This window comes from Bradyrhizobium sp. CCBAU 65884, assembly GCF_028128835.1.
GTDB lineage: Bacteria > Pseudomonadota > Alphaproteobacteria > Rhizobiales > Xanthobacteraceae > Bradyrhizobium > Bradyrhizobium ottawaense.
Map to the genome: position 1 here is coordinate 38,988 of NZ_LBJU01000005.1, position 11,207 is coordinate 50,194.

An 11,207-nucleotide genomic window follows, 5' to 3' on the forward strand; every position below is an offset into this window, starting at 1 on the left:
CGCGGATCGCCTCGTCCGAGATCTTGTTGACACGGTTGAACACGCCGAAAGTGACATGGCCGTTGCGGAGCATGGGAAGCTCCGAAGGCGGCACGTCCAGGATCGGATCGATGGTGTTGAGACACGGCAGGTCAAAGACCTTTTCGGCGAGCAGATGCCGTGCCGATTGCGGGATGAAGACGGGGTCCGCGAGCACATAGTCCATGGTCTGCATGCCCGTGCCCGTCGCGTGTCCGAATCCGGTGGCCTGGATCGGGGCCGGCTTCCGCGCGAAGACCTGCAGCCTGTTGCCGGTCGTGTGGCCCGAAACGTCGATCAGGATGTCGACCTTGTCGGCCTGGATGCGATCGGCGAGTTCGTCGTCCGAAAGCTGCCATGCATCGACCCAGACGTCCGCCAATGAGTTGAATTTGGCGGTCATCTCGTCTCGTGACGGCGAGCACGAATAGCAGATGATCTTGAAGTTGACGTGATCGTGATGACGCAGCACCGGCAACAAGGTGAGTCCCGCCGAGTGTTGTCGGAATTCGTTAGCGACATAGCCGACCACAATCTGCCTTTCCGGATCGAGCGACCGCTTCGGCAGCGTCCTTTGCGGCAGCCTGGAGCCGATCCGATCCCACCAGGATCTTCGTACCTCCTGCTGGACCGCGAAATCGGCCTCGGCGCGGAAGTCCTGCAAGAAGATCTTTCCCCGGATCGCATCTTCATAATCCGCCCGGATCGCCAGCGCGCGATCAAGATATTCGATGGCGGCGTCCATTTCTCCCTGGTTCGAATGAGCAAAGCCCATCAGCGCCAGCCCCGTCTCCGAGCGCGGATTTCGTTCGATCAGGGCGGCTGCGGCCGCCATCGCCTGCGCTGTCTTTCCCATCACGAGGCACGCCTGTGCCTTGCCCCGGAGAGCCAGTTCGAGCTTGGGCGAAATCGCAAGCGCCGCCTCGAAATCGGCAACCGCCGGCTCCAGGCGCTGCAGCTCGTAATTCAGCCGCCCGCGTTGCGCCAGTATCTTCGCCGAACCGGGCCTGATTGCGAGCGCCGCTGCGAGAGCAGCTTCCGCGTCATCGTAATGCTTGAGCTCGAGGCCGACCACGCCTTTGCCGACGAGCGCCTCGGCGTGACGCGGTTGAAACAACAAAGCACGCTCGAAGCTTTGCCTGGCGCGCTCAAACTGGCCCAGCGCCAGCTCGGCCAGACCACGATTGCAGAGCGCATCGGTATAATCGGGCTTCAGCTTGATGGCGCGATCGTACATTTCGATCGCCTGTTCGGGCAGGTTCATCTGGAGCAAGGTATTGCCGAGGCCCACCAGGGCCGGCAGAAAATTCGGCTTCAGCGCGATCGCCTTCTCCTGGGACGCACGGGCGGCCTCAAATTTTTGAAGGGCCAAGTGCACAGCCGCGAGATTGTTATGGGCCTCGTGCGAACGCGGATCGATCGCGATCGCGCGCTCGAGCAGCTGTTGCGCCTCCTCCAGGCGCCCGCCGTGTTGCGCGCTCAGGCCGAGCAGATGCGCAGCGTCGAAATGATCCGGAACGGCCTGCAGGATCTGACGGCAGAGTGCCTCGGTCTCCGCATATCTGCCCTGGCCATAGGCATTCGCCGCGGCAGGGATGATGGCGTCGGCCTGCTTCTTCAATTTCTTCTGCAACCGCGCATTCTGGAATGCGCGCGCGCCGGCGCTGCTCTGCAAGATGTCTCTCCGGAAGATGGCCCGCGGCGAGTCTAACTGATTCGCGTTCCGGGCCGGCCGGTCGGCGGGACTGGAAATCCTTCCGGGCTATTCCGGGGCTCGCTGCAGGATCCGGCTCAGGAACCGCCAGGTGCGTCTGCCCCGCTTGCCGCAGCCTCGTCGCTCTCCGCGGCGGCGGTACAATAGTCGCGCCAGAACTGACGATAACCCGCTTCGAGCTCGCGCGTGTAGATCTCGACATTACCGGCGGGCGAGGCTGCGATCCGAGCCGGCAATCCCGCGCGCAACTTCGCCAGATGCTCGGGCTGCGACGCAAATCTGCGGGCGATCTCGACATAGCCGTCGTCATCCTCGGCGACCCAGTCGCCGAGACCGACGGCGGCCACGATGGAGGCGCCGGCACGCGAAGAGGCTCCAATGCCGAGCTTGGCGACGACGGGAACGCCCTTGTAGAGGGATTCCCAGGTGCTGATGCCGCCATTCTGCGGGAACGTGTCGAGCGAAATATCGATCTTGTCGAAGGCCATCAGGTGGTCGTCGCGCGAGGTGGTGCCGAGGCAGGTGATGTCCTCCTCCGCAATGCCCTGCGCGATGAAGCGTGCGATCAGGCTATCGCGCAGCAGGGCATCATCGAGCAAACCATGCTTGAGGATGATCTTCGATCCCGGCACCTCCCGCATGATGCGCGACCACACACGGATCGCATCATCCGAAATCTTGTAGATGCGGTTGAACACGCCGAAAGTGACGTAGCCGTTGCGGAGCATCGGCAGCTCGGAGGGCTGCAGATTGGTGACTGGCTCCATCGTGATCAGGCACGGCAGATCGTAGATCTTTTCCGGAAACAAATGCCGAGCCGATGGCGGAATGAAGATGGGATCCGCGAGCACATAGTCCATGGTCTGCATGCCCGTGCCCGTCGCGTGCCCGAATCCCGTGGCCTGGATCGGAGCCGGCTTCCGCGCGAAGCATTGCAGCCGATTGCCCGTCGTGTGGCCGGAAACGTCGATCAGGATGTCGACGTTGTCGGCCTGAATACGATCGGCGAGCTCGTCGTCCGACATCTGCCAGGCGTCGACCCAGACGTCCGCCATTGACTTGAACTTGGCGGTGTACTCGTCCGCTCCCGGCCAGGAATAATAGCAGATGATCTCAAACTTGGCGTGATCGTGGTTGCGCAGCACGGGCAGCAGGGTAAGTCCCGCCGAATGCTGCCGGAATTCGGCGGCGACGTAGCCGACCACGATCCGCTTGTCCGGATCGAGCGGCCGCTTCGGCAGCGTCCTTCGCGGTATCTTCGAGCCGATCGCATCCCACCAGGACTTGCGTACCGCCTGCTGGACCGCGAAATCGGCGTCCGCGAGGTAGTCCAGCAAGAAGATCTTGCCCCTGATCGCGTCTCCATAATCCGGTCGGAGCGCAAGCGCGCGATCGAGATATTGGATCGCGGAGTCCATGTCTCCCTGGTTGGAATAGGCGAAGCCCAGCAGCGCCAACCCCATCTCGGAGCGCGGATTTCGCTCGATCAAGGTCGTCGCCGCCGCCATCGCCTGCGCGGTCCGTCCCATGACGAGGCAGACCTGCGCCTTGCCCCGAAGGGCCAGCTCGAGCTTGGGCGAAATCGCAAGCGCCGCATCGAAGTCCGCAAGCGCGGGCTCCAGGCGCTGCAGCTCGTAACTGAGCCGCCCGCGCTGGGCCAGGATCCTCGGCGCGCCGGGCTTGATCGCGAGCGCCATGGCGAGCTTGGCTGCCGCCTCCTCGTGGTGCCGCAGCTCCATGCTGACCATGCCGCTGCCGACGATGGCCTCCGCGTGACGCGGCTGAAACAGCAGGGCCCGATCGAAACTCTCCTTGGCGCGCATGATCTGCCCAAGCACGATCTCGACCATGCCGCGATTGCAGAGTGCGTCGGCATAATCCGGTTTGATCTTGATGGCGCGCTCGTGCAGCTCGAGCGCCTGTTCGTATAGCCCGAGATGCATCAGCGTGTTGCCAAGATTGGTCAGCGCAACCGCGAAATTGGGCTTCAGCGCGATCGCCCTCTCCTGGCATCGCCGCGCCTCCTCGTAATTGCCGAGGTCGAAATGCACGGTTGCGAGGTTGTTATGGGCATCGTGCAGGCGCGGATCGAGCGCAATCACGCGCTCCAGCAGCTCTTTCGCCTCCTCGAGGCGCCGGCCGTCATGGGCGCACATGCCGAGCAGATGCACAGCGTCGACGTGATCCGGAAGGGCTTTCAGGATTTCGCGGCACAGCGCCTCGGTCTCGGCATAGCGGCCCTGGCCATAGGCGTTCGCCGCAGCGGCGATGACGGCGTCGGCCTGCTTCATCAACTTCTTCTGCAATCGCGCATTCTGGAATGCGCGCGCGCCGCCGCCGCTGTTCTGCAAGGTGTCTCTCCGGAGGATGCCCTCAGAGGAGTCTAACTGATTCGCAGCCCTGGCCGGCTCGTCAGCAGACCGGCATCGCCTCCGGGATTTCCCGGGGGCGGCGCAAGGTCGGACTACGCCACCTCGCCGCGTTCCGAGGCGCCGGCACAATGATCCTGCCAGAACCGGCGATAGGCCGCCTCGACCTCACGCGTATAGAGTTCGACGTTGCCGGCAGGCGAGGTTGCGATCCGAGCCGGCAGTTCCGCCCGCAACGTCGCCAGATGAGCGGGCTGCGCCGCATATTTGCACGCGATCGCGGCGTAGCCGTCGTCATCCTCGGCGACCCAGTCGTCGAGGCCGACGGCCGCCACGATCGAGCCGCCGGCGCGCGACGAAGAGCCGTTGCCGAGCTTGGCGACGACCGGAACACCTGCATAGAGAGATTCCCAGGTGCTGATGCCGCCATTTTGCGGGAAGGTATCGAGGGAGATGTCGACTTGCGCGAAGGCCAGCAGATGCTCGTGGCGCGTGGTCGAGCCCAGGCAGGTGATGTTCTCTTCGGCAATGCCCTGGGCCACGAACCGTGCGATCAGGCCGTCGCGCAGCAAGGGATCGTCGAGCAGCCCGTGCTTGATGATGATCTTCGAACCCGCCGCCTCGCGCATCACTTTCGACCACACCCGGATCGCCTCATCCGAGATCTTGTAGATGCGGTTGAACACACCGAAGGTCACGTGGCCGTTCCGGAGCATGGGAAGCTCCGAGGGCGGCACGTCCAGGATGGGATCGATCGTGATCAGGCAGGGCAGATCATGGACCTTCTCAGTCAGCAAATGGCGCGCCGATTGCGGAATGAAGATTGGATCGGCGAGCACGTAATCCATCGTCTGAAGGCCCGTGCCCGTGGCGTGTCCGAAACCCGTGACCTGTATCGGGGCCGGTTTGCGGGCAAATACGGGGAGCCTGTTGCCAGCCGTATGCCCGGACACGTCGATCAGGATATCGATCTTGTCCGCCTGGATGCGATCGAGGAGCTCGTCGTCCGAAAGCTGCGCGGCATCGACCCAGACGTCCGCGAGAGGTTTGAACCTCTCGGTGATCTCGTCATGCAACGGCCAGCAGGAATAGCAGACGATCTCGAACCTGGCGTGATCATGATGGCGCAGCACCGGCAACAGCGCGAACGCTGCCGAGTGGTTCCTGAATTCCGAGGCGACATAGCCGACGACGATCCGCCTGTCCGGATCGAGCTCCCGGGGCGGCAGTGTCCGTTGCGGCAGTCGGGCGCCGATCGCATCCCACCAGGATTTTCGCGCCGCCTGCTGGACCGCGAAATCGGCCTCCGGCAGATAATCCAGGATGAATATCTTGCGGGCGATCGCATCCGCATAGTCAGGTGAAATCTCGAGCGCCGCGTCGAGATGCTCGAGTGCCGTCGCGACGTCTCCCTGGTTCGCATAGCAGGCGCCGAGAAGCACGATTGCGTAGTCGGACCGCGGATTGTCCTCAAGCAGGATCTTGACGGCCGCGATCGCCTGCGTCGTGTTCCCCAAGAGAAGGTTGACTTGCGCCTTGCCACGCAGCGCGAGCTCAAGCCGCGGCGATTGCGCCAGTGCCGCATCGAAGTCCGCCGCCGCCTGCTCCAGCCGGTGCAGATCGAAATTGAGCCGTCCGCGCTGGGCCAGAATCCGCGGTGAACCCGGCTTGATCGCGAGCCCTGCTGCGAGGGCGGCCTCCGCCTCCTCATAGTGCCGGAGCTCGATGCACACCATGCCCTTGCCGGCGATCGCTTCCGCATGACGCGGCTGAAACGACAGGGCGCGATCGAAACTCTCCTTGGCGCGCTCGGACCGGCCGATCAACAGCTCTGCCATGCCGCGGTTGCAAAATGCATCGGCATAGTCGGGCCGCAGCCCGATAGCGCGTTCGTGCAGCCCGATCGCCTGTTCGCCGAGGCCGACATTCAGGAGCGTATTGCCGAGATTGGTCAGGGTGATCGGACAATTCGGCTTCAGCGCAATGGCCTTCTCCTGGCATGCGCGGGCGTCCTGAAATTTCTGGAGATCGAAATACACGGCGCCGAGATTGCCATGGGCATCGGGCGAGCGCGGATCGAGCGCAACCGCGCGTTCGAACAGTCGTTGCGCCTCCTCCAGCCGCCCGCCCTCATACGCGCGCAGGCCGAGCAGGTGCGTGGCGTGGAAATGATCCGGAACCTCCTCCACAATGCCGCGGCAGAGCGTCTCGGCCTCGGCAAATCGGCCCTGCCGCAGCGCCTCGACCGCGAGCGACATGACGGCGTCCGCCTGCTTCCTCAACTTCTTTTGCAATCGCGCATTCTGGAATGCGCGCGCGCCGACACTGCTCTGCAAGGTCTCTCTCCGGAAGATGGCCCGGAAAGAGGCACAGCTGATTCGGATGGTGCCAGGCTGGCGGGTCAGTCAGGCCGGCGCGGCCTCCGGATGGCGAGTGCTCAGCGCAGGATCTGGCTCAGGAACAGTTTTGTGCGGGCGTGCTGGGGCGCCGCAAAGAACTCGTTCGGCGTGTTGGCCTCGATGATCTGGCCGGCGTCCATGAAGACCACGCGGTTGGCGACCTCGCGGGCAAAGCCCATTTCGTGGGTGACGACCAGCATGGTCATGCCTTCCTCGGCGAGGTCCACCATGGTGTCCAGCACCTCCTTGACCATCTCGGGGTCGAGCGCCGAGGTCGGCTCGTCGAACAGCATGACCTTCGGGTTCATGGTCAGGGCCCGCGCGATCGCGACGCGCTGCTGCTGGCCGCCGGACATCTGACCCGGAAACTTGTTGGCCTGATGCGGGATCTTGACCCGCTCCAGGAACTTCATCGCGTTGATCTCGGCGTCCTTCTTCGGGATGTTGCGCACCCAGATCGGCGCCAGCGTGCAGTTCTCCAGCACGGTCAGATGCGGGAACAGGTTGAAGCTCTGGAACACCATGCCGACTTCCCGGCGCACCGCGTCGATGTGCTTGAGGTTGGGGCCGAGCGCGATGCCGTCGACGACGATCTCGCCCTCCTGGAATTCCTCCAGCGCGTTGATGCAGCGGATCAGGGTCGACTTGCCGGAGCCCGAGGGTCCGCAGATCACGATGCGCTCGCCCTTCTCGACCGCGAGGTCGATGTCGCGCAGCACGTGGAAGTCGCCGTACCATTTGTTGAGGCCGAAAATCTTGACGATGGGGTCGGACATGGTGACCTCGATCAGTTGCGACGGTGGGCGTTGAGGCGGTGCTCGACGAACAGCGAGTAGCGCGACATTCCAAAGCAGAAGATGAAGTAGATGATCCCGGCGAAGGCGAAGCCGGTGAACGCGGTCGAAGGCGTTGACCATTTCGGGTCCGAGAACGAGGCCCTGAGCGAGCCGAGCAGATCGAACAGCGCCACGATCGAGACCAGCGAGGTGTCCTTGAACAGCGAGATGAAGCTGTTGACGAGGTTCGGAATGACGTGACGCAGCGCCTGCGGCAGCACGATCAGCGAGGTCGTCTTCCACCAGGACAAGCCGAGGGCCGCGGCGGCCTCGCCCTGCCCGCGCGGGATCGCAGCGAGCCCGCCGCGGACGTTCTCGGCCTGATAGGCGCCCGTGAACAGCGCGATGCCGATCAGCGCGCGGACGAGGCCGTCGACGGTGAAATTGCCGGGCAGGAACAGCGGCAGCATGTAGGTGGCGAAGAACAGCACGGTGATCAGCGGCACGCCGCGCCAGAACTCGATGAAGGCGATCGAGAATATCCGGATCAAGGGAATGGTGGAGCGGCGGCCGAGCGCCAGCGCGATGCCGATCGGCAGCGAGGTGACGATGCCGGTGACGGAGACCACCAGCGTCACCAGGAGGCCGCCCCACAAATTCGTCGTCACGACCGGCAGTCCACCGCGATCGAGCCCCATCAGCTTGATCACGATAGCGATGGCACCGAAGGCAACGATGCTCGAGGCCAGAGCGCGCCAGCCGGTGCGCAAGCCGCCGCCGAAACCGAAGGCGATCAACGACACGACCGCGGTGGTGACGGCGAAATCGGCCCAGATCGACTGACCCGCGCCCTGGATCTGATCGCGCAGCCAGGTCAGCGGAAGGATCAGCCAGGAGATCGCCGTGCCGACCAGCACGATAAAATTCCCGACCACCCACAACAACGGCGCGGCGGCGGATGTCTTGCTGAGACCGAGCACGGCCTGCCCGGCGCCGATGATGCTGTCGTCGAACAATTCCAGCAGGCCGGCGGTCCAGCTGAGACCAAAGCCCTTGATGCCGCCACCGTGCAGCAGAAAGAACGCGACCACAGGAAATGCGAAGAAGAACAGACTGGCGTTGAGCCCCTTCGCCGGCAGACGCGGCACGAGCAGCGGCACCAGCAGGGCCACCGCAAGAATGAAGGTGAGGTTGACCCGCCAGCGCTCGGCCTCGGGATAAAAACCGTAGATCAATTGCGGCAGTTTGGCCTGGATGTAGGGCCAGCAGGCGCCGACCGCAAAGCCGGCGTTCTCCGCGAGGCACGCCGTGCGGTCCTTGCCGCTCCAGACCGCATCGACCATCAGGAACCTGACCGAGGGAACGATGGTGAACCACAACAGCAAGGCGCCAACGATCGTGAGCAGGATGTTGGTCGGCGAGTTGAACAGGCGCGTGCGCATCAGCCCGACAAAGCCCGTGGTCTTCACAGGCGCGGGACGTTCGGTGAGCAGGTCCCGGCGGACGAAGCTGCTCGAGGCGATATCGCTCATGCGCCCAGACTCCGGCTGACGCGCCACCCGTAGACGCTCATGATCGCGCTGGTGAGGAGCGAGATCAGGAGATAGATGCCCATGGTCATCGCGATGATCTCGATCGCCTGCCCGGTCTGGCTCAGCGACGTGCCGGCGAACACCGAGACGAGGTCAGGATAGCCGATCGCGACCGCCAGCGACGAGTTCTTGGTGAGGTTGAGGTACTGGTTGGTCAGCGGCGGCACGATGACGCGCATGGCCTGAGGCACGACGACCAGCCGGAGCGTGGTGCCGCGGCTGAGGCCGAGCGAGGCCCCCGCCTCCATCTGCCCCTTGTGGACCGACAGGATTCCGGCGCGCACGATCTCGGCGATGAAGGCGGCGGTATAGGTCGACAGCGCCAGCGTCAGCGCCACGAACTCCGGAATGATCCGCGATCCGCCGGCGAAATTGAAGCCCTTCAGCTGCGGCAGCTCGAAGGTAAAGGGCAGACCGAACACCAATATCGTGGCGAGCGGCAGCCCGAACAGCAGGCCAAGCACAGTGGGCCAGATCCGGATCATCCGCCCTTCCTGAAACAGCGCGCGCCGCGCATAGAAGCGCAAGGCCAGGGACGCGACGATACCGAGCGCCAGCATCGCCAGAAATGGCTCCAGGCCGCTTCCGCCGACCGGGCTTGGAATGACGAGGCCCCGATTGCTGATGAAGGCGACGCCGAGCAGCGAGATGCTCTGCCGCGGATTGGGCAAGGCCGCCAGCACCGCGAGGTACCAGAACAGGATCTGGAACAGCAGCGGCAGGTTGCGGATGAGCTCGACATAGATCTCGCCGACGCGGGACAACAGCCAATTGGGTGACAGCCGGCACAGCGCGACGATGAAGCCGATCAAGGTGGCGAAGACGATGCCCACCACCGAGACCACGAGCGTGTTCAGGAGCCCGACCACGAACACGCGCAGGAACGTGTCCGAGCCGGTATAGGAGATCAGGGTCTGGTTGACGTCGAAGCCGGCATTATTCCTGAGGAAGCCGAAGCCGGCGGCAATGTGCTGGTTTTCGAGGTTGGCGCGGGCATTGGAGACGATCTCATAGCCGATCCAGCCCAGGATCGCCGCGAAGGCAAACTGGACGGCAACGCCGTTCCAGCCTGCCTTGCCACCCAGAACGCGCCTGATCTTCAGCGCGATCTGGGGTGGCGGTTTTCGGGCCTCGGTGCTCATGCCGCTGCCAGCGGATCAGGATGATCAGCGGATCGGCGGCGCGTACTGAAGACCGCCCTTGTTCCAGAGATTGTTGAGACCGCGATTGATGGCGAGCGGCGAGCCCGCGCCGACATTGCGATCGAACACCTCGCCGTAATTGCCGACCGCCTTCACGATCCGCACCACCCAGTCCTTGGTCAGGCCGAGCTGTTCGCCGAAATTGCCGTCGGTGCCGAGGACGCGCTTCAACTCGGGATTTTCCAGCTTTGCTTTCTCGTCGACGTTCTTCGAGCTCACGCCAAGCTCTTCGGCGGTGACCATCGCGAACAGCGTCCACTTCACGATGTCGAACCACTGATCGTCGCCGTGGCGCACCATGGGGCCGAGCGGCTCCTTCGAGATGATTTCGGGAAGCACCATGTGGTCGTTGGGATTGGCAAGCTTCAGGCGATTGGCGTACAGGCCCGACTGATCGGTGGTGAAGACGTCGCAGCGTCCGGCCTCATAGGCCTTGACCGTTTCGTCGTTGGTGCCGAACGCGATCACCTCGTACTTCATGTTATTGGCTTTGAAGTAGTCGGCCAGATTCTGCTCGGTGGTAGTGCCGGTCTGCACGCAGACCGAGGCGCTGTTGAGCTCGAGCGCCGAATTCACCTTGAGCGACTTCTTCACCATGAAGCCCTGCCCGTCATAATAGGTCACGCCGGTAAAATTGGCGCCGAGCGAGGTATCACGCGAGATGGTCCAGGTGGTGTTGCGCGAGAGCACGTCGATTTCGCCGGATTGCAGCGCGGTGAAGCGGTCCTTGGCGGACAGCGGCACGTACTTGACCTTGGTCGCATCGTTGAAGATCGCCCCGGCGATCGCCTTGCAGACGTCGACGTCGAGGCCGGTCCAGTTGCCCTTGTCGTCGGGCGAGGAGAATCCCGGCAGGCCCTGGCTGACGCCGCAGGACAGCATGCCCCGGTCCTTGACCGTCTTGAGCGTTTGCGCATCGGCGGCCTGGGCGGAGAGGCCGGCGGCGAGAGCAAGGGTGAGAGCCAGGGTTACGCGTTTCATGGGCTTTGGGCCTTTCAAAGTCGTATCAAGGAACGTTGTCTCAGGATCATCCCTGCCAGGGCCAGGCGTATCAAGGCCAGCCCTGCAAGAGTCATGCTGGAAAACCTTGCCGAACACCCGCCGATCCCGAAAGGCCATACCTTAATCCCCGCCGCA

The 11,207-nt window shown here is 63.6% G+C and carries 7 protein-coding genes; all 7 read right to left on the reverse strand.

What is annotated here, in order from left to right; translation table 11 throughout:
• The coding region (locus XI03_RS00345) for an O-linked N-acetylglucosamine transferase, SPINDLY family protein (RefSeq protein ID WP_271590985.1) at window positions 1-1,693 on the reverse strand (1,693 nt) is incomplete at its 3' end.
• Window positions 1,694-1,809: 116 nt separating this feature from the next.
• Complete coding sequence (locus XI03_RS00350) at window positions 1,810-4,083, reverse strand: O-linked N-acetylglucosamine transferase, SPINDLY family protein (RefSeq protein ID WP_271590986.1); 2,274 nt, start codon at window positions 4,081-4,083, stop codon at window positions 1,810-1,812.
• Window positions 4,084-4,196: 113 nt separating this feature from the next.
• Entirely contained in the window at window positions 4,197-6,437 is a 2,241-nt protein-coding gene (locus XI03_RS00355; protein ID WP_271590987.1) for an O-linked N-acetylglucosamine transferase, SPINDLY family protein, read from the reverse strand.
• A 101-nt stretch (window positions 6,438-6,538) separates the two neighbouring features.
• Window positions 6,539-7,276, reverse strand: a complete 738-nt coding sequence (locus XI03_RS00360; RefSeq protein WP_271590988.1) for an amino acid ABC transporter ATP-binding protein — start codon at window positions 7,274-7,276, stop codon at window positions 6,539-6,541.
• Window positions 7,277-7,287: 11 nt separating this feature from the next.
• Window positions 7,288-8,808 carry an amino acid ABC transporter permease gene (locus XI03_RS00365; RefSeq protein WP_271590989.1) on the reverse strand — a complete coding sequence of 507 codons (1,521 nt, stop codon included), beginning with the start codon at window positions 8,806-8,808 and terminating at the stop codon, window positions 7,288-7,290.
• Window positions 8,805-10,010, reverse strand: a complete 1,206-nt coding sequence (locus tag XI03_RS00370; protein ID WP_028144714.1) for an amino acid ABC transporter permease — start codon at window positions 10,008-10,010, stop codon at window positions 8,805-8,807. The genes XI03_RS00365 and XI03_RS00370 overlap by 4 nt, the downstream gene beginning before the upstream one ends.
• 24 nt (window positions 10,011-10,034) lie before the next feature.
• On the reverse strand, window positions 10,035-11,051 hold the full coding sequence (locus XI03_RS00375) for an amino acid ABC transporter substrate-binding protein (RefSeq protein ID WP_028144715.1): 1,017 nt from the start codon (window positions 11,049-11,051) through the stop codon (window positions 10,035-10,037).
• Window positions 11,052-11,207 lie beyond the last annotated feature (156 nt).